The organism is Herpetosiphon sp. (assembly GCF_003512625.1).
Taxonomy (GTDB): Bacteria; Chloroflexota; Chloroflexia; order Chloroflexales; family Herpetosiphonaceae; genus Herpetosiphon; species Herpetosiphon aurantiacus.
The window spans coordinates 71,872-93,752 of sequence record NZ_DOPT01000089.1; the positions used below are offsets into that span (position 1 = coordinate 71,872).

The window sequence follows — 21,881 nt, forward strand, 5'->3', positions numbered from 1 at the left end:
ATATCTCCTTAGAGCGGCTTCGAATAGATTTCGGTCCATGCTTCGCTCAGGTCTGGGGCAGGGCTTTCTTCGGCAAATTGCACCACTACATCCATTTCCTTTTCAACTTCTTTATCGATTTGCTTGGCTTGTTTTTCAGTCAACAAGTTTTGATCGATCAGTTTTTGCTTGAGCAAAGCAATTGGGTCGCCGGAACGCCGAGCATTAATATCGTCGCGAGTTCGATACATTTGAGGGTCGGCAGCCGAGTGACCACGGAGACGATAGGTCATCGCTTCTAAGAAATATGGGCCTTCGGTGCGGGCATGGTTGACGGCGTAAAGGGCGCGAGCACGCATTTCTTCAACGTCGTTGCCATTCACCCGTTCGCCAGGCATAAATGGCGAAGCTTTTTTGTGAATTTCGGTGACCGAGGTGTGCACGCTGAGCGGCGTACCCATGGCAAATTCGTTGTTTTCGCATAGGAAAACGATTGGCAATTTATATAATGCGGCCATACTGACGGCTTCGTAGAATTCGCCGCCATTGGTTGCGCCATCGCCAAAGAAACACATGACAACACCATCTTGATCAGCTTGGCCAAGCACTTCGCGCTTGTATTTGATCGAGTAGGCAATCCCCATGGCCAACAGCAAGTGGGCACCAACGATGGCGTAACCGCCCCAGAAATTTTTATTTTTATCAGCAAAGTGCATTGAGCCGCCTTTGCCTTTACCGGTGCCAGTGCTGCGGCCAAACAATTCAGCCATCAGAGGTTTGGGTTCCAAGCCACGAGCAAGGGCGTGGCCATGGTCGCGATAGTGAGTGACTAAATGATCTTGTGCTTTCAAGGCACCAATCGCACCAACCGCGACTGCTTCTTGCCCAACATATAAGTGCAAGAAGCCGCCGATCCGAGCACGGGTGTACTGTTGCTGGCAATGTTCTTCAAATGAGCGAATCAGCACCATCGTGCGGTAATCGGCAAGTAAATCTTGCTTTTCCATCAAGGCTCCTTTATCGAGGGTTGCAGAAGAAGAAAAGCCATACCTGGCCGTCCTATCAACGGGGATAGAACGCCTCTATAAATTAAGTAGTTTAAGGTGATTTGTGTCGTCGTTGACAGGCCTTTTGTACCATTGGCTATTATAGCATATCGCATTGCATGCCGTCAGAGAGCTTTATTTTCGACACAGTGCGTCATAAAAAAGTCAAAAGGCAAAAGATTAAAGTCAAAAGCTGCCTTTTGATTTCTGCCTTTTGATTTTTGCCTTTATAATGCTGATTGGCTTAAACTACTAGATACGATGAGGTAAAACGGCATGCGAGTACCGCTTTCGTGGTTACGCGAATTTGTTGATATAACGATTAGCCCAGAAGAATTGGCCGAGCGTCTCACGCGGGCGGGCTTGGAAGTTGCCAGCATCGATTATGTCGGGCTGCAAGCTCCTGCCGGCTCAGCGTGGGCACCAGATTTGAGCAGCGCCACCCCACCAGATTATATTCCGTGGGATCGCGAGACGATTTTCGTGGGCCAGATCGTCGATGTGCAGCCGCACCCCAACGCTGAACGCCTAAAATTACCACGCATTGCCTATGGCGAAGGCCGCGAATTGACCGTGGTGACCGGCGCACCGAATATCGAGCTTGGCATGAGCGGCCAAAAAGTGGTGCTAGCCACTAAAGGCGCTCGCCTGCTCGATGGTCATAGCGAAACCCGCCAATGGTTGACGCTCAAACCAACCAAATTGCGCGGCGTACCGTCCGAGGGCATGGTTTGCTCAGAAATGGAGCTGGCGCTCTCCGATGAACATGATGGCATTATCTTCTTGCCCGATGATGCGCCAGTTGGCACGCCCTTGGCCGATTATTGGGGCGATGCCGTTTTAGAAATTGAAACGACTCCTAACTATGCCCATACCCTAAGCATTCTGGGGGTTGCGCGGGAAGTTGCGGCCTTAACTGGGGCCGAATTGCGCATGCCCAGTTTTGATTTGCCAACCAATGGCCCAGCCATCGCCGATAAAATTCAGGTTGAGATTGTTGATTCAAACATTTGCCCACGCTTTGTCGCTGGCTTGATCGAAGGGGTGAAGATTGCCCCCTCGCCGTGGTGGATGCAACGGCGCTTACGCTTGGCAGGCCAGCGCCCAATTAACAACATTGCTGATATTACCAATTATGTAATGTTGGAACTGGGCGAACCAAGCCATGCCTTCGATGCAGATCAGGTGGCCCAAGGGCGCTTGATTATTCGACCAGCCGCCGCAGGCGAAAAGCTCGAAACGCTTGATCATGTTGTGCGCGAATTACGGCCAATCGATACAGTTGTGGCCGATCCCAATGGCCCTTCAAGTTTGGCTGGGGTTATGGGTGGCGCAGCCTCGGAAATTAGCGATAGCACGGTCAATGTGTTATATGAAGCAGCCTTGTGGAATCCGATTGCGATTCGCCGCACGGCCCAACATTTCAAGCTTTTCTCCGAAGCTTCCAAACGCTTTGAGAAAGGCGTTGATCCAACGCTGCCACCACGCACAACGATTCGCGGGTTGAACTTAATTCAACAATTAGCTGGCGGCACGATTGCCAATGGATTAGTTGATGTTTGCCCTGTGCCCTTCGCCCGCCGCGAAATTGAGCTAGCCTTGGGCGAAGTAAAACGCATTTTGGGGATCGATCTTGAGCAAGCCGAAGTTGCCAATTTACTAAGTCGTTTGGGTTTTGAATGCGCGGTAGTTGAATCAAGCCGTGGCCCTGCCTTGCATGTGCTAGTGCCAGCCCATCGCACCGATGTTGAAATCGAAGCCGATTTGCTCGAAGATGTGGCCCGTATGTATGGCTATGATCGCATCCCCGAAGCCTTGATGGCCGACACGCTGCCAACCCAACGTGCTAATCCGTTGTTCGAGGCCACCGAACGCTTGCGCGATATGTTGGTAGCCGCAGGTTTGGATGAAGCAATCAGCTACTCGCTTAGCAACGACAGCTTGCAAAATTCGGTATATGTAAGCGAAAATGGGGCAAATGCTGAACAATTTGTGCGCTTGGAAAACCCATTAACTCCTGAGCGATCAGTGATGCGCCGCTCTATCTTGCCCGAATTGTTGAGCATTGTGGTCGGCGATTTGCGCGAACGCGAACGGGTAGCCTTGTTTGAAATTGGCGCGGTGTTCCACCCTGTGGCGGGCCAATTGCTACCCGACGAGCCACGCAACTTGGCACTTATTTTGGCTGGCACGCGCCAACCAAGCACTTGGAGCCAACCAAGCCCCGAAGGCTTCGATTTCTTCGACCTCAAAGGCGTGATTGAAGAAGTGTTGCGTCGCCACGGCTTGCGTGATCGCGCCAGCTTCCAAGTTGCCAGCGACGAGCGTTTGCACCCAGGCCGCAGCGCTAAAATCGTGGTTGATGAAGTGGTGGTTGGGGTGTTTGGTGAGTTACATCCTTTGGTGCGCGATCGCTTTGGCTTTAGCGTGCCACGAGTTTGTATCGCTGAACTAAGCGTTGATCAATTGCTCAAGGTCAGCCAACCAACCAAATATACCAGCATCTCGCGCTTCCCCGCCACGGTACAAGATTTGGCCTTGGTTGCCAACGATGAGCTAGCCGCTGACCTGATTGCCAAAACCATCAAGCAGTATGGTGGCGAATTCTTAGAAGATGTACGGCTGTTCGATGTCTACACTGGCTCGCCGATTCCAGCTGGTCAGCGCAGTTTGGCCTTCCGCCTACGCTTCCGCGCCCCTGACCGCACCTTAGCCGACAAAGATTTGCTCAAAACCCGCGAAAAGTTGCTCAAGCAGCTAGAACGCGAATTGGGCGTGCAAATTCGCAGCTAACCTATTTTAGCGATGCAGGCATGCTGTACATTCGGCATGCCTGCATTTGCTATTTAAGCAATTTGCTGTTTTGCCAACTCTAAGGCGGCGGCTAAATCGTTGGCCTCAGCAATGCCACCTTGGGCTTGTTGAACGCTACCACCGCCCTTGCCGCCAAATGCTGCCACAACCTGCCGCAAAATTGCCCCGCAATCCAAGCCTTGGCCGGCAAAGATTAATTGGGGTTTGCTAGCTGCCACGCCAAACAAGGCTACCCCGCCTGCCTGAGCCACCAAATTGGCTAGTTGGCGCACGGTTTGCGGTTCGCGCAGCCAAACTTGGGCCACAACCTTTAATTGACCAATCCGCTGAGCTTGCTCAACCAACGCTTTGGCTTCAAACTCCAATAGTTGTTGCTCGGCCTGCTGAAACTGTTTGCGTACTTGTTGTTCTTGCTCACGTAACCGTTCGATCGCTTGCTCGGCTTGAGGTTGAGCCACGCTAAAACCTGCGGCGATTCGGCCAAGCGCAGCATTCTTCCAACGCAAATCCTGCAACGCTCGCCCACCACACACAAATTCAATTCGCACACTCTCGCCACGCTTTTCGCTGCGCCGAATATGAATCTGACCAACCGCGCCAGTCGCATTGGGGTGGGTTCCGCCACATGCTGAATGATCAAAATCGCCAGCCGAAACCACGCGAATTGCTCCAGTTACGCTGGGAGCTTTGCGCAAGGCCAGCGTGGCAAGTTCTTCGGCGCTGACAAATCGCGCCAAAATCGGCAAATTTTGCCAAATTACTTGGTTGGCGAGAGTTTCAGCCTCGCCAAGTTGCTCGGAGTCAGCTTCACCAGTGGCTAAATCAATTGTGACATACTCGCTGCTGAGATGAAAACCAACTGTGCGCCAATTGAATAGCTGATCAAATGCTGCCGAGAGCAAATGCTGGCCATGATGTTGCTGCATATGATCGAAGCGTCGTTGCCAATCTAGGCGACATTCCACGCTATCGCTATCAATTGGCGCAGCGAGGGTATGCCACACCAAATCATGATCATCAGCCTGCACATCGACCACCGCCACCCCGTTAATCCAGCCATGATCAGCGGGCTGACCACCACCTTCGGGATAAAAAGCGCTGCGATCAAGCGCCACCCGTTGCTGATCGCGAGCTACAATTTGGGCTGACCATTCGCGCAAATAGGCATCGTGCCAATAAAGTCGTTCAGTGCTCATCAACTGCTCCTGCAAAACAGAATATGCTATGATAGATCAATCTGTGTCAAGGAGGAACCTCAATGACGAGTAAGGCCGCCGAGTATTACGCTAAAGAAACTGAACGGGTCTGGACGATTGTGGCTGAGCAACCCGAAGCTAATTTGTATCGGCCAATTCGAGACGATGGCTGGAACGCTTGGCAAATTGTGGCGCATATTGCTTTAACCTCGCGCCAGATGTTGCGCCTAGCCCAAAAGCAACAACAACAAGCCCAAACTGGCGATATCAGCCCAATTTTTGCCCCCGATTTTGATGTTGATCGCATGAATATTGAGCAAGTTGCGGCTTGGGAAGGCAAGAGCTTTGCCGAAATTCGTCAACATTGGGATAAAACGGGAGTGCAATTGGCCGAATACATTACAACGTTGCAACCAGCCGATTTAGCATTACCCGTCGAATTTGTTAAAAAGCAACAGATGACCCTTGAGCAACTATTAAATCTGATTTCATTGCATATTCGGTTACATCGCAATGAAATCGAAACGGGCCTACGCTCGCTAGAATGAGGCACCATGATTCTCGTTGATGCACACCTCGATTTGGCTTATAACGCAATTAACCTTGGCCGCGATTTGACCAAAACCGTGGAACTTGGCCGCCAACGTGCAACCGAACAAACCGTTGAATGGATTGCTGAGGCTGGTACCTTGACCACTACCTTGGCTGAAATTGGCTTGCACACGCCAAGTATTGTGTGTGGCACAATTTTTATTCTGCCAGCGGAAGCCCAAACTACGCTTGATGGCGTGGCCTATGCTACCCCCGACGAAGCCCACGATCAAGCGTGGGAGCAACTAAATTGGTATAAACAACAATGTGCCGCTGGCTTTTTGCACCTTATCGACAATCAACCAGCCCTCCAAGCGATTCAAGCTCGCAACCAATCAGTGCCAGGGTTGGTCTTGTTGATGGAAGGAGCAGATGGCTTGCGCACGCCCGATGAACTAATCGAGTGGTATGCTGCGGGTTTGCGCTGGCTTGGCCCAGCATGGCAAGCAACTCGCTATGCTGGTGGCACTGGTGCACCAGGCTCATTGACCAAATTGGGCTTGGAATTATTGGAATTGATGCAAAGATTAGGCGTGGCGCTCGATGCCAGTCATTTGGCAGAGGAAAGTTTTTGGCAAGCACTTGAGCACTTTCAAGGGCCAATTGCGGCCTCGCACTCCAATTGTCGCAGCTTATTAGTTGGAGCCAGCCACCAAGATCGCTATTTAAGTGATGAGATGATCAAAGCGATTATTGAGCGTGATGGCGTGATTGGAATTGCACTCTACAACCGTATGCTGCGGGCCGATTGGGATGGTAGCAAAAATCATGTCTCGTTGGAGCATGTGGTGATGCAAATTGAGCATATCTGTCAGCTGGCAGGCAATACGCAGCATGTGGCGCTTGGCTCCGACCTCGACGGTGGCTTTGGAGTTGAGATGATTCCGGCTGAAATTGATCGCTGGAGCGATTTACTAAAGATCGGCCAAGCCTTAGCGAAGCGGGGCTGGCACGAAAATGATATTGCCAAGGTGCTCGGCCAAAATTGGCTGCGTTGGTTTCAACGAATTATCTAGGTTGCGGAGTTTGTGATCCACGAAGGACACGAAGATTGAGACTAGCTATGTTGGCCGAAGGCTCTAGGCTATCGAGACATGAGGTAATAGCTTAATAATTTCGATAGCCAAAAGTCTAGAGCCTACTCACTTCGTGCTCTTCGTGTCCTTCGTGGTTAAACTTACCTATCAAATCATTCGGCTAAGGCCAATTTACCAGCCTGAATCACCTGTTTCAGGCCTTCGATATGCGGGTACATCACGGTATCTTCAGCTAGAAATGGCACAACCTGGCGAATTACTTGATGGGCGGGCGCAGTTCCTTGGCCCAGCTGTAAATGCTCGTGTTTGCGCCAACGTAAATCGATCGCTTGGGCCGCGCATAAGGCTTCACAGGCCAAAATACCCACCACATTATCGAGCATCTCGGCAGCCTGACGGGCAGCAGTCGGCCCCATACTGACATGATCTTCTTGATTACCCGAGGTAGGAATCGTATCAGCAGCAGCGGGGTGTACCAGCACTTTATTTTCGCTCGCCAAAGCCACAGCCGTATATTGAATCAACATCATGCCTGAGTGCAGGCCGCCTTGCTCGGTTAAAAACGGGGCGAGTAAATTGCCATTCAAACCTGCATCAACCAAGCGAGCAGTGCGGCGCTCGCTGATGTTGCCCAATTCGCTCAACGCCACTTTCAGAAAATCCATGGCTAATGCGAGAGGCTCACCATGAAAGTTACCGCCCGAAATCGCCTCATATTCGCCATGGGGTTGCGCAGGATCAACAGGAACAATCAAGGGGTTATCGGTAGCGCTGTTGAGTTCAATCTCGGTAGCCCAACGCCCATAACAGGCTGCATCGCGAATTGCCCCATGGACTTGAGGCACACAGCGCAACGAGTAGGCATCTTGGACTTTATGCGGCCCATAAATAGTCGGATCAGCGGCTTGGCTGGGGTAAACAAAGCTACTGCCTTGCAACAATTGACGAATGCTCCGCGCACTATCAAGCTGACGTGGATGCGGACGAATTGCATGCAACCGCTGATCGAAGGCTGCTGGCAAAGCCGCCAAAGCTTCCATCGACAAGGCGGCGATAGTCTCGGCACTGCGGCAAAGTTGCTCGGCATCGTAGATTGCCAAGGCGGCTAAGCCACTCAATAATGCCGTGCCATTAGTTAATGCTAAGCCTTCTTTAGCCTCTAAAACCAAAGGTTCTTGCTGCAAGTGGGCTAAAACTTCGGCTCCACTCATGCGTTGGCCATGGACTGGCGATTGACCTGGAGCAACCGCCTCGCCCAAGCCCAGCAAAATCAAACAGGCATGGGCGAGGGGAGCCAAATCGCCGCTAGCTCCAAGCGAGCCTTGACAAGGAATAATTGGCAAAATATCGGCGTTGAGCAGATCAAGCAAGGCTTGTGCAACCAGCGGGCGAATCCCTGAAAAGCCTTTAGCCAAGGTATTGACTCGCACGATCAACATGGCGCGTACTTGGTCGCGGCGCAGCGGCGTGCCTGTGCCAGTGGCGTGGCTCATAATAATATTGCGTTGCAACTCGCGCACATGGTCGCGATCGATTGTACGATTTTGAAAATGACCAAAGCCCGTGGTAATGCCATAGACCACGCGACCTTCGGCCACAAATCGCTCGACGGCAGCGCGAGAATAGTGCATTCGTTCAATTGCTTCGGGCGCTAATTCGACCTTAATTGCCGGATTACGAGCGGCAGCCACCAAACCATCAACTGTTAACTGCTCGCCATTGAGCACTAAACATTCCACAATGCTACCTCGCTAGCTTAATTCGCTTTCGGCGCTAGTATACCAGCCGTCAGCAAATGGTGGGCTTGCGATGGGTTTAATTATGGTTGAGCTAGGACGATGTAGCCCTTGCGCCACTCTCTCTCCTCTCGGGAGATTCTGAGTAGGCGCAGGTTTTAGATTGCCAAAACGGTGTGGAAGTGAGCGCGATACGGCGCGTAGCTAGCTAACTCGCGCACATAATCGCAGATTTCGCTGCGCAAAATGGGGTCGTTGTAGGTTTGAACTAATAATTCCAACGCATTAACCACATACGAACGCGGTTGATAATCGTAACACGACGATTTGCCTTCACCGGCGATGGAAAGAATGCCTGCCTCACTGAGTTCTTTGAGTGCTCGCTCAATACTCCATATATCGCGCCCTAGCTGGCGAGCGATGTGAGTAGCAGTGCCTTGATTAACTGTTCGTTGTGCAAATAGCATGACACAATGCAGTTTTTCGGGAGTATCGATCGCTTGCTCAAGCAACATATACACGCTTGAAGAGATCATGCTCGCCTCCTTGCAATCCTCTTTGACTGCGCGGAAAAGAGACCCCGCTATCTTGGCGGTTTACAGGCACCACGGCCTGTTGGTGTATCTTCCGTTCCTTCGCTTTCTGGGTCAATAGATCAGCCGACAGCGGACGGTGGTAGTGGTAGTTGGATGAGATTTTGAGGTAGAAAATTGCTGTTGTTATGTTATGTCTCCCCGATTATATCACAGTTTCCATGAATAGCTAGATTAATTTTACCTAAAAAAGAGCGGATATAGGTATATAGGTGAACTTAGTTTAACCGCTAAAAACCCGTTGCATATCGGATATGCAACGGGTTTTTAGCATTAATTTGCTTAAAAAGCTTAAGCTGTCAGGGTTACTGTGCCGGGGCTATCGTTGGCATCCGAATCATCGCTCTTGTCATCGACTGGTGGTTCAGCCGAAACTGCTGCGACCAAATCTTTCTTATCAAGATTGATTACGGTTACGCCTTGAGTTGTTCGCCCATACTTAGAAATCTTGTCGGCACGAGTACGCATCACGACACCATTGCGGGTAATTGTGGTCACAATATCACTATCAGTCAACACCAATGCGGCGGCAATAATATCGCCTGGCTTGAGCCGCATGGTAATCACGCCTTGGGTTGCCCGCCCCTTGACCGGATAGTCTTCGAGGTCGGTGCGCTTGCCCATGCCGTGAGAGGTAATCACGAGCAGTTGTGAATCTGGCCGCACCAAATCCATGCCGACCACTTGATCTTTGGCTGACATTTTGATGCCAATCACCCCACTAGCTGGCCGACCCATCGGACGCACTTCGGCTTGACTGAAGCGGATGGTTTGGCCATGTTGGGTAGTCATCAAAATATCTTCGTCGCCATTGCTAGTTTTGACCCAGCGCAGTTCGTCGCCAGTATCAAGCCCGATCGCGATCAAGCCATTCGAGCGCACTGAGCTATATTCGCTCAACTTGGTGCGTTTGATTCGGCCTTTGACCGTGGTCATCACCAAATATTCGCCATCGTCGAAATCGGGCACAGCGATCAATGATGTGACCAATTCGCCTGGTTCGAGCGAGATCAGGTTGACCAGCGGCAGACCTTTGGCGGTACGGCTCGCATCGGGAACTTCATGAACTTTGAGTTGATAGACTTTGCCACGGTTGGTAAAGAACAAAAGATCGTTCAGGGTATTACACATCAAGAGATGTGCCACCACATCATCTTCTTTGGTGGTCATGCCCTTAATACCACGGCCACCGCGATTTTGCACGCGATAGGTATCGCCAGGCAATTTCTTGATGTAGCCACGATCGGTCACCGTCACCAACACATTCATGTCGGGAATCAGATCTTCGGTGCTGATATCGCCAGTGGCATCGGCAATGATCCGTGAGCGCCGCACATCACCATATTTTTCTTTGAGTTCAGCCACATCGTCCTTGATAATTTTGAAAACCCGTTCGGGCTTGGACAAAATATCTTCAAGGTCGGCAATCGTCCCCAAGACTTCTTTATATTCATCCTCGATCTTTTTGCGTTCGAGGCCGGCCAAGCGCCGCAATTGCATTTCCAAGATCGCTTGCGATTGCAATTCGCTGAGCTTGAAGTTTTTCATCAAATTGCTGCGGGCAGTTTCAGCGGTGCGGCTAGCGCGAATCGTGGCAATCACTTCATCAAGCTGATCGAGCGCAATTTTCAAGCCTTCGAGAATATGCGCCCGTGCTTTGGCTTTGGCCAGATCATGCTCGGTACGCCGCCGAATGACAATTTGGCGATGCTCGATATATTCTTGCAAGGCTTTTTTAAGCGAAAGCGTGCGTGGCTGCTTGCCATCTTCGACCAAGGCCAACATATTTGCGCCAAAGGTGGTTTGCATGCTGGTGTATTTGAATAGATGATTCAGCACTTTCTTGGGCTGGGCATCTTGCTTCAAGATAATCACCATGCGAATCCCTGAACGGTCGGATTCATCGCGCACATCGCGAATCCCTTCGATCCGTTTATCTTTGACTAACTCGGCAATCCGTTCAATCAAACGGGCTTTGTTAACTTGATAGGGCAATTCGGTCACGACGATATGGAACGCACCGCGAGCAGCTTCTTCGATGTGGGCTTTAGCGCGAATCAAAATCCGGCCACGACCACTCGAATAAGCGCTGATAATCCCTTCAGTACCCAGAATCGAGCCGCCCGTTGGGAAGTCGGGGCCAGGGATAAATTTGATCAAATCTTCAACGGTTGCATCGGGATTATCAACCAAGTAGCCGATGCCATCGCACAGCTCGCCAAGGTTATGTGGCGGAATGTTGGTGGCCATACCAACCGCAATCCCAGCTGAGCCGTTGAGCAGCAAGTTGGGCAAACGCGCTGGCAACACCAATGGCTCTTGATAGCCGCCATCGAAGTTGGGGCCGAAATTCACCGTATCGCGGTCGATATCGCGCAACAATTCCTCGGCAATTTCTTTGAGCCGCGCTTCAGTGTATCTGTAGGCCGCCGCTGCGTCGCCGTCAACACTGCCAAAATTCCCTTGGCCATCGACGAGCGGATAGCGCATATTCCATGGTTGGGCGAGGCGCACGAGGGCATCATAAACCGAAGCATCGCCGTGAGGGTGATACTTCTTGAGCACTTCGCCGACAACCCCAGCGCATTTGGAATAGCGCACGTTGTGCAATAGCCCTTCGCGGAACATTGCATATAAAATCCGCCGCTGCACAGGTTTGAGACCATCGCGAGCATCAGGTAAGGCCCGCGATACAATCACACTCATTGCATAATCGAGATAGGCGGTACGCATCTCGTCAACAATCGCAACAGGCTTGACAATCCCTATTTCCATGAATTTTATCCCTTGCGTAAGCGCTAAATCCCTAAAGTTAAGCTTCCTGTATTATACCGCGAAATAGCCATAATGTCGAATATTTTTAGCACAAATATGCTGAATTTAGGTAAATTGATCAGCAGTCGGCCTATCGTTGCTATACTACAGCTAGCAAACTATTCATCTTTGTAGGCCAAGAAATTGAGCGTTATGCTGCGATTGTTTTTATTGGAACAACACGATAGCGTTTTGCGGCAGGTTGAACTGCAACATGTGCTTGAACAAGCCGACCAAATGCGCCAGGCGTTACGTTTGCAAGGCTATACGGCGCTTGGCCCAGCCTTGCAAACGTGGGACACCTATGCCCAGCGCGTACTCTATCAGCCGATTGCCCATGTGTTTGATCCCAAGTTGGGGCCAGAATATCGGGTGCATCAAATCGAAGCTCGGTTGGTGGCAGAAGTCATTTTAGCAATTGATGCTCAACAGCGCTACAACCTAGCAGGAATTTACGATCAACTGTATGAGCAAGGGCTAGAGCCACTAGCCGCGCCGTTGATTCCAGTTTTGCCATTGGTTGGGGTTGAACCACGCGTGCAAGCCTATATTCCAGTTTTGCCGTTGGGAGCACGGGCCTTGTGGCCACGCCATACGTGGTGGGTGCGCAAACTTGGCTGGCAACGCCCAGTGCCAGAGCTTGGGCAACAATTAACCTGGCGTGATCAATGGCAGCATACCTGGCCGCCATTTTTGCGTTTACAACTGGCTGCGCTAATCATCATTCTCTTGCTCAGCATGCCATGGGCGATGCTTCAATGGTGGCTGGGAGCCGAACCCCAAATTCTGTTGTTCAAGAGCTTTGAGATCTTCACAGCCCTGCGCTGGTTTGGTATGATTGGCAGTATGCTATTGGGAGTGGTGATTTGGCGACAACGCGGCAGTGCAATTCAGGCATGGAACCGTTTTTGGGCAACGACCCCAACACCACCTCTTTTGATCATTGAGCTAGAGTCGGAGAAACAGCGTGAGCAATGATTATTTTCCTATTGAACAGTTAATCGCCCAACAATTGCCCGAGGCGATGGCCTTGCAGTTGCATGTATTGCCAGCCCACCAAGAATTAATTGCGCCCTTGCCAACCGGCTATGTTGGCCCCGTCATGGCGGCGGCTGAACAATGGCTGAAAGTACATGGCTACCGCACCTTAGGCCCATGGATGATCGCCTGGGGGCCAACTGGTCAGCCACAATTACGTCGCCCAGTCAGTGGCGCACTCAAAGCCATCCGCGAAAAAGATTTTCAAACCGTTGAAGTGCCCGAACAATTGCTGCTGGCAGTGCCATTTGTGGGTTGGCCTGTGCTGCCCCACAACTTTACCCAACCTGTTAATAATGTTGGGCTGAACATTATGGGTTCACCGTTGTTGCTAGCCTTAACCGACTCACCGCCAACCATGGCGTGGGTTCCGGTCGTACCACGCGGCACGAATACACTCTTTTCGATCGAGCGTAGCAAAATTGGCCTCTTGCCAGCTCCACCCAAGCCGGGCAAACAAATTTCGATGCTTGATGCTTGGCGGCGGGCAGGCTATACCCTTGGGCGTTTTGCCACAATCATAATCGGTGGATTAGGTTTTATCATATCACTCACTGTGATCATGGGGGTGCTCATAGGTGGCGAACCAATTGCTTCAATTCAAGGTGTAGCCTATGTGTATACCATTATCACAGGATTTCTGGCAGTTTTGTGGAGCCAAGCTATTATTATCACGTTGATTATTATATTTGCAATTATTGGGGCGTATAAAATGAATGCGATAGCCAATTGGAATCGCTTTTGGCAGCAACGCCCAGTTCCACCCGAACTCTTGCTAGGTAGTCGTGGTGATGGCCAAGTTGGCACATGGTTGGGCTAAATTACCAACCCCAATCGTCATCACGGCGGCGCTTGCGGCGACGTTTGCGCCATGGCATCAACAGCGATTTATGATACGGCTCGCGGCCTTCGATCAGCCAATCGGCAATCGAATGCACGGCTCCGCCAGTAACAAAACCGACTAATGCATAAACGATGAGTTGGCGATCGCTATACCACAGTGCCTTGAGATCGGCAATAAAGGCGGCGCTAATCGTGGCAGTATCAACCGGCGTGAAGCTATTGATTAAGGTCATGCCCAAATAAAACGAGAGCCAGACCATCACCAAAAAGTAGCCAAGCCGAAATAATGGGCCAAATACGAGGCTATGCGAAATTCCAGCACGATGCGGCACAAGCTCACGATAGGGCCACCAAATAAATCGCAACGGCCCCCAACGGTTATAGGGTTCGGAAGCCAAATCCAAATCGGGCGAAAAGGCCATGCCCGAAACAATATGGCTTCCGGCCCAAACAAATGCCCCTAATAAATCGCTATTTGGCACAATCCGCCAAATAATCGGAATGCCCACAATGCCCGTAAAGACTGTCAACATATCATGAGTTTTACCATCAGGCATTGTTCAACGCTCCTACAACGTGCCAACCGCTAGTTCAGATGTGCTATTATCTTTGATTGCTGGTTGGAATGCAAGGGTTTAGGCTGGTTTTTTGGCTGGTGGTTTATTAATAATCATGGTATCAACGGAGTAGGGGCCACCACCGTTCAAACAAATGACCGTACAGACGGTGAGCAAAACCAGATCGTATTCCATGCCATTGGCATAATAAAAGAAGCTGCCCCAATGGACTTTGATCGCGCCCAACATCACGCAGCTCAGCAAAAGCGCGGCCCAACGGCTATAGACTCCAACAGTTAATGCCAAGCCACCCAAAAATTCGATAGTCGCGACCAACCAAGCCAAGACCGCCGGAATTGGCAATTGATACTCATTGCCAAAGGTAGCGGCAACCCCGCCAATCATTGTAACTTTCGACCATCCATGGATCACGAAGACCATGCCGACAACGACTCGTAATAGCGTCCAGCCGATAGCACTCAGTTGTGCGCTTTTCATCGCGAACTCCTTGCGACAAATCGTAGTAAACGCCGCTATGATACACGCTAATAGGCTTTTTGTGTGCTACACTAGAGCCAGCGAGTTCAAAAATACCCCCAAAGGAAAGCAGTTTGACAGGCCGTGTGTAATCAACTACAATGCGACAAAATGCTGACAGGAAACTCTCCACGCTAGGGCGTGCCAAGTTTCTGCCAGTTTTTTCTGTTGCGGTGAGGTGTATGATGTTTGAGAATCTATCCGACCGCTTAACCGATGTTTTCAACCGGTTGGGCAGCAAAGGCCGCCTAACTGAATCTGATGTTGATGCGGGCTTGCGCGAAGTGCGTTTGGCCTTGTTGGAAGCAGACGTTAACTTCAAAGTCGTCAAAGATTTTGTGGCGCGGGTGCGCGAACAAGCGATTGGCGAAGAAGTCACCAAGAGTTTGACTCCTGGTCAACAAGTGATCAAAATCGTTCACGACGAGTTGGTGCACTTGCTTGGTGATGCCAATGTGCCGATCAACGAATCGAAAAACCGCGAGCAACCGACGATTGTGATGTTGGTCGGGTTACAAGGTGCTGGTAAAACAACCATGGCTGCCAAATTGGCGCTGTATATGCGCAAAAAAGGCAAAACGCCATTGTTGGTTGCCGCCGACATCTACCGACCCGCCGCGATCAAGCAGTTGGAAACGCTCGGCAAGCAATTGAATATTCCGGTTTATAGCGAAGGTACTGAGGTTGCGCCGCCCGATATCGCTGAGCACGCCTTGCGCCAAGCGCGAATCAATGGCAACAACTTTGTGATCGTCGATACCGCCGGACGCTTGCAAATCGACGAACGCTTGATGACCGAATTACAACAAGTCGTCGAACGCATTGGCCCAACCGAAATTATGTTGGTCGTCGATGCCATGATCGGTCAAGAATCAGTCAAAGTGGCCGAGGCCTTCCATGCCAAAGTACCATTAACTGGCTTGATTATGACCAAGATCGACGGCGATGCCCGTGGTGGGGCGGCGCTCTCGATGCGCGAAGTCACTGGAGTGCCAATTAAGTTCCTTGGGACGGGCGAAAAAACCGATGCCATCGAACCATTCCACCCCGATCGTCTAGCCCAACGAATTTTGGGCATGGGCGATGTGATGACCTTGATCGAGCGAGCTGAGCAAGTTTATGATAAAGATGAAGCCAAGAAAATGCAAAAGAAGATGCGCAAAGGCACCTTCGACTTTGAAGATTTCCTTGGCGCAATGAATTCAATGCGTAAACTTGGCCCAATCCAACAAATCTTGGGCATGATTCCTGGGCTAGGCAAGCAAATGCGCCAAATGAAAGAGCTTGATGAAGCCCTTGATGATCGCGAAATGAAACGGATCGAAGCAATTATTCAATCGATGACGATCAAAGAGCGCCGTAACCCCGACTTGCTCAAAGATCCCAGCCGCAAGCGCCGGATCTCAGTTGGTAGTGGTACACGGATCGAAGATGTCAATGCATTGGTTAAGCAGTTCCGCGAAATGCAACGCATGATGAAACGCTTCAGCAAGGGCGGCCAAAACCCGCGCGACCTGATGCGCATGTTCAAATAATTATTCATAGAACATAGAGCATAGAACATAGAACATAGAATGTTTGTGGCCTATAAATCGTGTTCTAGCTTTACTTTTCAATTTTGGAGGAAACACTCGAATGGTTCGTATTCGTCTGCGCCGGATGGGCATGAAGCACAAGCCCGCTTATCGTGTTGTTATTGCAGATTCACATGCACCACGCGATGGCAAGTTTATCGAAACGATTGGCCACTACAATCCTCAAGCACAACCAAAAGTTGTGTTTATCAAGGAAGATCGCGCTCGCTATTGGCTGAGCGTTGGTGCACAACCATCAGATACCGTAGTGCGCTTGTTGAAAAACTTGGGCGTGGTTGATGCTGAAGGCAAATTGATTGGCGAAGCTCCAGCTAAAGTTGAAGCTCCAGTCAAGAAGGCCAAGAAAGCTGTCAGCAAAGCAGCAGTTGCTCCAGTAGCCGTTGCAGCTCCAGTCAAGGCCGAAGCCGAAGCTGGCGAATTTGCTGGTAGCGTGCGCCCATTGGCCGATGGTAGCGCCCCAGAAGGCTATGCCATCAAAGGTAACCAAAACTCAATGTTGTACCACGTTCCTGGTAGCCGCTACTACAATTCAACCGTGGCTGAATTGTGGTTCGACACCGTGGAAAGTGCCGAAGCCGCTGGCTTCCGCGCTCCTGGTCAAAAAAGCGCCGAGTAAGCTCGCGAAGCGGGTGTGAGGCCGCATGCCTCGCACCCGCCGATTGCCCAAGGATGCAGCTATGGAAGATTTATTGAAGTATATCGTCGAAGGCCTGATCGACACCGACGAAATTAAAATTAGCAAACGCACTGGTCACCACAGCATTACCCTCGATCTGCGCATTCCCCAAAGCGAAGCAGGGAAGGTCATCGGGCGCAATGGGCGTGTGGTCAAAGCCATTCGCGACGTATTGGGCATCGTTGGCGCTCGCCAAAACAAACGGGTCCACCTAGAGGTTAATTCGTGACAGCTCCAAATCAAGATGATTTCTTGTTAGTTGGCCGCATTTCAGCGGCGTTTGGCGTGCGCGGCGAGTTGAAGATTTCAATGATCTCATCGCACCCCGAACATATTCAAAAACTTAAACAATTGTTTGTGGGCGATCTTTCCAAGCCTTATACGATTGGCCGCCTGCACCAACACAAAGGCAGCCTGTATTTGTTGCGGCTGAATGAGGTTGATACCCGCGACGCTGCCGAAGCGATGCAAGGCCTTGAAGCCTATATTCATCGCAGCGATGCAGCGCCCTTGGCCAATGATGAATATTTCTTGCACGATTTGGTTGGCTTGCAAGTGCAAACTGAGGCCGGCGAAGACATTGGGCGAGCAGTTGAAATTATTGAAACTGGCGCAAATGATGTATTAGTCGTTCGCAAATTAGGCCAAGCCGATATTTTAGTGCCGATGGTGCGCACGGTCGTTCGCTCAATTGATATTGCTGGCGGCACGATCACCGTAACCTCGCTAGCCGATATTGTGCCTGAGTAAACGCCTCAGCTTTCCCACCAATCTGAATTGACAGCGGCTCATTGCACTGCTACGATGAAGCCGCACCTTGCTTCTAGCCTCAGGTATCAGTCGGAGAATACAGCTATGCGGCGGATAATCTGGTTGACTCTGGTTTTTGGTTTATGTTTTTGGGCTTTTCGCACCTCCCAAGCAGTGACCCCTGCGCTCACCGATACCTATGGGTTTGCTTCGTTTTGGCAAACTAATGGCGGCGAGTTGATTTTTGGTCAACCAATTACCGATCCCTTAGAACAAGATGAGCTGGTTGTGCAATATTTTGAAAATGCGCGCTTCGAGTATGATCCGCAAACTGATAGCGTTGGCTTGGGCTTGGTTGGCCGCGAACGCACCGAATGGCGCGATTTTGGCCCACAACCACGTTTAGCCGCCGCAAGCTTACGCCCCGAAGGCGCTAACTACGATCTAACTGGCAGTTTCCGCACATTTTGGGAAACCAACGGTGGTGTAGCAATTTTTGGTTTGCCAATTAGTCCAGCTCAATTTGAAGCGCGGCCAACCGGGCGCTTCAAGGTGCAATATTTCGAACGAGCCTTGATGATCGAGCACCCTTTGTTGGCAGGCACGCCTGAGGAGATTGAGCTAGCACCGCTGGGCCAAGAGGTTGCTGCCGCCAGTGGCTTAGTTGAAGGCATGAGCTACGAGCAGCCCTATTTATTTGAATTTGATCCAGTTGCCCCCGCTCCGGTGCAAACTGCGGCCCCCCAACCAGTTGCCGAGCCAACCCAAGTGCCGCCAACCGCCGCACCTGCCCAACCAACCAGCCAACCTGTGCCCACTGCCACGCCCAAGCCAGCCAATCCCAACGTTGGCAAACGCATCGAAGTTGATATTAGCAAGCAATGGTTGTATGCCTACGAAAACGGCACAGTCGTGTTTGATGCGCCTGTTGCAACCGGCAAAGATGGCTTCAACACGCCAACTGGCAGCTATGAAATTTATGCCAAAGTGCCGCTGCAAACCATGCGTGGCTCACTTGGTGGCGAGACCTGGGTTGTGCCAAATGTACCGCATGCCATGTACTTCAATGGCAGTGTGGCGCTCCATGGAACCTACTGGCACAACTTATTTGGCAGTGGCACGCGGATTAGCCATGGCTGTGTTAACTTACCACTAGATGCTGCGGCCTGGCTCTACAATTGGGCTGGTGTCGGCACAACCGTCCAAGTATATTACTAAAATTTATGCTGGCGGGCGGCCTGCTACACGTTGTTGAGGAGAATGATATGACCCAACACGTTGGAATTATTGACCTTGGCTCCAACACCGCCCGCATGATCGTGGTGCAATACCAGCCCTATTACTCCTTCAAACTGGTCGAAGAAGTTAAAGAAAATGTGCGCTTGGCACATAATGTTGGCGCTGATAATCAATTGCAAGCTGAGCCGATGGCCATGGCAATTGAAACCTTGCGCATGTTTAGCAATTTTTGCCGTGCCTTGGGGGTTAATGAAGTTGTGGCTGTGGCCACCAGCGCCGTGCGCGATGCCGCCAATCAAGCCAGCTTTTTGGCCCAAGTTAAAGAAGAAACTGGCCTCGATTTACGCGTACTCAGCGGCGATGAAGAAGCCTACTACAGCTACCTCGGGGTGATTAATACCCTTGGGGTCAGCAATGGTTTTATGTTTGATATTGGCGGTGGCAGCGTCGAATTGGCCTTAGTTCGAGGCCGGGGCTTGGCGCATACCACTTCATTACCACTTGGTACAGTGCGGCTCACCGAGCAAATTTTGCGCAGCGAAACCCCCAGCAAAGCCGAACTCAAAGCCCTCGATCGCCATTTAGATGAGGCGTTAGCCGAACTAGACTGGTTTCGACCACAAGGTAGCAAATTGCCGTTAATTGGGGTTGGCGGCACGGTGCGCAACCTTGCCAAACTCGAACAACGTGCCCAGCGCTATCCACTCGATATTGTGCATGGCTATACGATGTCGTTGCAACGGGTCGATGAATGGGCTACCCGTTTGAGCAAACTCAATCGTAATGAGCGCGAGCAGCTTGATGGCCTCAACAATGATCGCGCCGATGTTATTACCGCTGGTGTACTGTTGATTCGAGCGTTGATGCAACGTTGTGGTGCTGATAGTTTGTGGATTTGTGGTCATGGTCTGCGTGATGGTATCTTCTACGAGCAATTTCTGCGTGGCTCACAACCGCCCTTGCTCGGCGATGTCCGCCAGTTTTCGGTCGAGAATTTGGCACGAATCTATGGCTACAATGTGGTACATGTTGCCAAAGTGCGCGAATTAAGCCTCGCCTTGTTTGATCAACTGCAAAGTTTGCATGGCTATGGAGCGTGGGAACGCGAATTACTCGAAGCTGCGACGGTAGTCCATGACATTGGGGTAGCAGTCAATTTCTACGATCATCATAAACATGGCTTATATTTAATTCTCAACTCAATGCTGAATGGCTATACCCACCGCGAAATGGCCATGGTAGCCTTGCTCACTCGCCATCATCGTAAGGGCGGCGTGACTGATGCAGGCTTGGGTGGGGTTTTGGCTGAGGGTGATCTTGAGCGGGTGGGCAAATTAAGTGCCTTGCTCAGAATAGCTGAATATCTAGAGCGCTCCAAGAGCCAAGTTGTGCAAAGTATCGTGTGCAAAATTGAGAAAAATCAGGTGCGGGTGAAGGTGCAGGCGGTTGGCGACGCTTCGATTGAAATTTGGGATGCGAATCGCAAAACCAATCTATTTCGCAAAGTCTATGGAGTTGAAATGTTGATTGAATAGCCCTAGCAAGCTTGGGGTTTTGCTAGGGCTATACCTTAGAAAATAGCAGGAACAACTGCTAATTGATCGCCGAGTTGGGTTTGGGATTGTTGAATAACCCCAACTGGCAATTCGAGGGTATAACGGGCCTTGGCTGCGCCAGCAAATGGCCGCCAGGGCTTAAAGTTCTCGCGCAGCCCCACCACCTGATGCTGTCGATCAACAAAGATCACATCAATCGCAAAGCGCATAAAGAACATATGAATATTATTATTGGGATAGAGAATTAAGCCTGTATTGGCAGGCAAGTGCTTGCGCCCCATCAGGCCCATACCACGGCTCAAAAAGCTATTAGCAAACTCAGCGTATTCAACCAAGCTGCTATTGCGCGTTAGATTACGAATAGCGTGTTGCGACACTAGAGACCACCACCAAGCAAACGTGGAATAGCTGGCCCCAAGATAACCACGAACATCGAAGGGAAGATCAAGAACACCAATGGAAAGAGCATCTTAATTGGAGCTTTTTGAGCTTCTTCTTCGGCACGTTGACGACGGCGCAACCGCAATTGGTCAGATTGAATTTTGAGCATTTTGCCCATGCTCACCCCAAGTTGGTCGGCTTGAATAACCGCCGAAACAAACGAGGTTAAGTCTTCAACCCCAGTTCGTACAGTCATTGAGCGAAATGCTTCATGGCGTTGGGTACCCAAACGAATATCGGAGAGCGCCCGGCGGAACTCGCGGCACAACTCGTTATCCCATTTTTCAGCCACCCGTTGGAGTGCAGCATCGAAGCCTAAACCAGCAGTAACACTGATCGAAAGCAAATCGAGCGCATCGGGCAACGCCTTAAGAATCAACTTCTGGCGCTTTTTAATTTGACGACCAAGCCACATAGCTGGAAGCAAAAAGCCCAAAGCTCCGCCAACCCCCGACCATTGAATTGCGCTGAGAGTTTGCACTTTGGCCAGCATACAGATTAAAAAGATGACCCCAAACAGCGCTAGGGCCATAAAAATCCGCATCCCAGTAAACATCGTTGGCGTTAAATTACCAGGATTACCAGCCAGCATGAGATTATTACGCAGTTTATCGTTGCCTTTGCCCGATTGACCAAGCTTGACAAACACATTGTTCAGCATGGGGGTTACAACCCGCTGCATAAACGGCAACTGCAACTCCAGATCTTCAAGGTTCATGGAGCGCTCAGTAAATTGCGCCAACCGACTAGAGACCGTATCAGTTTGGCGGCGTTGGTTGAGCACCATAAAGCCAACCCCAAAGACAATCACTAGTACAACGAGTCCAATAAGTAAGGGCATAA

20 protein-coding genes and 1 pseudogene are annotated in these 21,881 nt (G+C 50.8%); 12 read left to right on the forward strand and 9 right to left on the reverse strand.

The annotated features are described in order from the left end of the window. Window positions 1–8 precede the first annotated feature (8 nt). Entirely contained in the window at window positions 9–986 is a 978-nt protein-coding gene (pdhA, locus tag DEF47_RS19170; protein ID WP_012192156.1) for a pyruvate dehydrogenase (acetyl-transferring) E1 component subunit alpha, read from the reverse strand. A 315-nt stretch (window positions 987–1,301) separates the two neighbouring features. On the opposite strand from pdhA, the gene pheT reads away from it, so the two are divergent. Continuing rightward, window positions 1,302–3,818, forward strand: a complete 2,517-nt coding sequence (pheT, locus tag DEF47_RS19175; protein ID WP_012192155.1) for a phenylalanine--tRNA ligase subunit beta — start codon at window positions 1,302–1,304, stop codon at window positions 3,816–3,818. A 53-nt stretch (window positions 3,819–3,871) separates the two neighbouring features. On the opposite strand, the gene DEF47_RS19180 is transcribed toward pheT, so the two are convergent. Next, a complete protein-coding gene (locus DEF47_RS19180; protein ID WP_012192154.1) occupies window positions 3,872–5,035 on the reverse strand; it encodes an alanyl-tRNA editing protein in 1,164 nt (387 codons plus the stop codon). Window positions 5,036–5,097: 62 nt separating this feature from the next. On the opposite strand from DEF47_RS19180, the gene DEF47_RS19185 reads away from it, so the two are divergent. Together DEF47_RS19185 and DEF47_RS19190 are read left to right on the forward strand one after the other, a co-directional pair. Next, the gene (locus DEF47_RS19185) at window positions 5,098–5,583 is read left to right on the forward strand and encodes a DinB family protein (protein WP_012192153.1); all 486 of its coding nucleotides are present in this window, start codon (window positions 5,098–5,100) and stop codon (window positions 5,581–5,583) included. 6 nt (window positions 5,584–5,589) lie between these two features. After that, entirely contained in the window at window positions 5,590–6,642 is a 1,053-nt protein-coding gene (locus DEF47_RS19190) for a dipeptidase (protein ID WP_012192152.1), read from the forward strand. A gap of 173 nt (window positions 6,643–6,815) precedes the next feature. Here DEF47_RS19190 and hutH read toward each other — a convergent pair whose 3' ends face one another. From hutH to gyrA, 3 genes are all read right to left on the reverse strand, one after another. Next, complete coding sequence (gene hutH / locus DEF47_RS19195; RefSeq protein WP_012192151.1) at window positions 6,816–8,402, reverse strand: histidine ammonia-lyase; 1,587 nt, start codon at window positions 8,400–8,402, stop codon at window positions 6,816–6,818. A 155-nt stretch (window positions 8,403–8,557) separates the two neighbouring features. Next, on the reverse strand, window positions 8,558–8,935 hold the full coding sequence (locus DEF47_RS19200) for a hypothetical protein (protein WP_012192150.1): 378 nt from the start codon (window positions 8,933–8,935) through the stop codon (window positions 8,558–8,560). Window positions 8,936–9,283: 348 nt separating this feature from the next. After that, window positions 9,284–11,767 carry a DNA gyrase subunit A gene (gene gyrA / locus DEF47_RS19205; protein ID WP_012192149.1) on the reverse strand — a complete coding sequence of 828 codons (2,484 nt, stop codon included), beginning with the start codon at window positions 11,765–11,767 and terminating at the stop codon, window positions 9,284–9,286. Window positions 11,768–11,959: 192 nt separating this feature from the next. Between gyrA and DEF47_RS19210 the strand changes: the two genes are divergently transcribed. Both DEF47_RS19210 and DEF47_RS19215 read left to right on the forward strand, forming a co-directional pair. Beyond that, entirely contained in the window at window positions 11,960–12,784 is an 825-nt protein-coding gene (locus tag DEF47_RS19210; RefSeq protein ID WP_012192148.1) for a hypothetical protein, read from the forward strand. Further along, the gene (locus tag DEF47_RS19215; RefSeq protein ID WP_012192147.1) at window positions 12,774–13,664 is read left to right on the forward strand and encodes a hypothetical protein; all 891 of its coding nucleotides are present in this window, start codon (window positions 12,774–12,776) and stop codon (window positions 13,662–13,664) included. Before DEF47_RS19210 ends, DEF47_RS19215 begins: the two co-directional genes overlap by 11 nt. Window position 13,665: 1 nt before the next feature. Here the strand turns inward: DEF47_RS19215 and DEF47_RS19220 are convergent, their stop codons facing one another. Both DEF47_RS19220 and DEF47_RS19225 read right to left on the reverse strand, forming a co-directional pair. Then, on the reverse strand, window positions 13,666–14,244 hold the full coding sequence (locus tag DEF47_RS19220; protein WP_012192146.1) for a metal-binding protein: 579 nt from the start codon (window positions 14,242–14,244) through the stop codon (window positions 13,666–13,668). Window positions 14,245–14,322: 78 nt separating this feature from the next. Further along, on the reverse strand, window positions 14,323–14,742 hold the full coding sequence (locus tag DEF47_RS19225) for a DoxX family protein (protein WP_012192145.1): 420 nt from the start codon (window positions 14,740–14,742) through the stop codon (window positions 14,323–14,325). A 224-nt stretch (window positions 14,743–14,966) separates the two neighbouring features. Between DEF47_RS19225 and ffh the strand changes: the two genes are divergently transcribed. From ffh to DEF47_RS19255, 7 genes and pseudogenes are all read left to right on the forward strand, one after another. After that, entirely contained in the window at window positions 14,967–16,316 is a 1,350-nt protein-coding gene (gene ffh, locus DEF47_RS19230) for a signal recognition particle protein (RefSeq protein WP_012192144.1), read from the forward strand. A gap of 100 nt (window positions 16,317–16,416) precedes the next feature. Beyond that, window positions 16,417–16,683: pseudogene (gene rpsP, locus DEF47_RS19235) on the forward strand (30S ribosomal protein S16); the annotation flags it as partial. Between the two features lie 123 nt (window positions 16,684–16,806). Further along, the gene (locus tag DEF47_RS25295; protein ID WP_456237438.1) at window positions 16,807–16,992 is read left to right on the forward strand and encodes a sunset domain-containing protein; all 186 of its coding nucleotides are present in this window, start codon (window positions 16,807–16,809) and stop codon (window positions 16,990–16,992) included. A 61-nt stretch (window positions 16,993–17,053) separates the two neighbouring features. Next, a complete protein-coding gene (locus tag DEF47_RS19240; RefSeq protein ID WP_041304926.1) occupies window positions 17,054–17,281 on the forward strand; it encodes a KH domain-containing protein in 228 nt (75 codons plus the stop codon). Next, the gene (gene rimM, locus DEF47_RS19245) at window positions 17,278–17,802 is read left to right on the forward strand and encodes a ribosome maturation factor RimM (protein ID WP_012192141.1); all 525 of its coding nucleotides are present in this window, start codon (window positions 17,278–17,280) and stop codon (window positions 17,800–17,802) included. Before DEF47_RS19240 ends, rimM begins: the two co-directional genes overlap by 4 nt. Before the next feature lie 105 nt (window positions 17,803–17,907). Next, window positions 17,908–19,020 carry a L,D-transpeptidase family protein gene (locus tag DEF47_RS19250; RefSeq protein WP_012192140.1) on the forward strand — a complete coding sequence of 371 codons (1,113 nt, stop codon included), beginning with the start codon at window positions 17,908–17,910 and terminating at the stop codon, window positions 19,018–19,020. Window positions 19,021–19,067: 47 nt separating this feature from the next. Further along, on the forward strand, window positions 19,068–20,576 hold the full coding sequence (locus DEF47_RS19255; protein ID WP_012192139.1) for a Ppx/GppA phosphatase family protein: 1,509 nt from the start codon (window positions 19,068–19,070) through the stop codon (window positions 20,574–20,576). Between the two features lie 35 nt (window positions 20,577–20,611). On the opposite strand, the gene DEF47_RS19260 is transcribed toward DEF47_RS19255, so the two are convergent. Continuing rightward, window positions 20,612–20,974, reverse strand: coding sequence for a DUF192 domain-containing protein (locus DEF47_RS19260; protein ID WP_012192138.1), 363 nt, complete (start codon window positions 20,972–20,974; stop codon window positions 20,612–20,614). After that, entirely contained in the window at window positions 20,974–21,879 is a 906-nt protein-coding gene (locus tag DEF47_RS19265; RefSeq protein WP_012192137.1) for a type II secretion system F family protein, read from the reverse strand. The genes DEF47_RS19260 and DEF47_RS19265 overlap by 1 nt, the downstream gene beginning before the upstream one ends. Window positions 21,880–21,881 lie beyond the last annotated feature (2 nt).

Excerpts from the sequence above, each read along its gene's own strand:
- DEF47_RS19250 (WP_012192140.1), top strand. The coding sequence starts at position 17,908 with ATGCGGCGGATAATCTGGTTGACTCTGGTTTTTGGTTTATGTTTTTGG.
- ffh (WP_012192144.1), top strand. The coding sequence starts at position 14,967 with ATGTTTGAGAATCTATCCGACCGCTTAACCGATGTTTTCAACCGGTTG.
- DEF47_RS19240 (WP_041304926.1), top strand. The coding sequence starts at position 17,054 with ATGGAAGATTTATTGAAGTATATCGTCGAAGGCCTGATCGACACCGAC.
- DEF47_RS19220 (WP_012192146.1), bottom strand. The coding sequence starts at position 14,244 with ATGCCTGATGGTAAAACTCATGATATGTTGACAGTCTTTACGGGCATT.
- DEF47_RS19225 (WP_012192145.1), bottom strand. The coding sequence starts at position 14,742 with ATGAAAAGCGCACAACTGAGTGCTATCGGCTGGACGCTATTACGAGTC.
- DEF47_RS19185 (WP_012192153.1), top strand. The coding sequence starts at position 5,098 with ATGACGAGTAAGGCCGCCGAGTATTACGCTAAAGAAACTGAACGGGTC.
- DEF47_RS19255 (WP_012192139.1), top strand. The coding sequence starts at position 19,068 with ATGACCCAACACGTTGGAATTATTGACCTTGGCTCCAACACCGCCCGC.
- DEF47_RS19190 (WP_012192152.1), top strand. The coding sequence starts at position 5,590 with ATGATTCTCGTTGATGCACACCTCGATTTGGCTTATAACGCAATTAAC.
- DEF47_RS19265 (WP_012192137.1), bottom strand. The coding sequence starts at position 21,879 with ATGCCCTTACTTATTGGACTCGTTGTACTAGTGATTGTCTTTGGGGTT.
- DEF47_RS19180 (WP_012192154.1), bottom strand. The coding sequence starts at position 5,035 with ATGAGCACTGAACGACTTTATTGGCACGATGCCTATTTGCGCGAATGG.
- pdhA (WP_012192156.1), bottom strand. The coding sequence starts at position 986 with ATGGAAAAGCAAGATTTACTTGCCGATTACCGCACGATGGTGCTGATT.
- DEF47_RS19210 (WP_012192148.1), top strand. The coding sequence starts at position 11,960 with ATGCTGCGATTGTTTTTATTGGAACAACACGATAGCGTTTTGCGGCAG.
- DEF47_RS19200 (WP_012192150.1), bottom strand. The coding sequence starts at position 8,935 with ATGATCTCTTCAAGCGTGTATATGTTGCTTGAGCAAGCGATCGATACT.
- pheT (WP_012192155.1), top strand. The coding sequence starts at position 1,302 with ATGCGAGTACCGCTTTCGTGGTTACGCGAATTTGTTGATATAACGATT.
- gyrA (WP_012192149.1), bottom strand. The coding sequence starts at position 11,767 with ATGGAAATAGGGATTGTCAAGCCTGTTGCGATTGTTGACGAGATGCGT.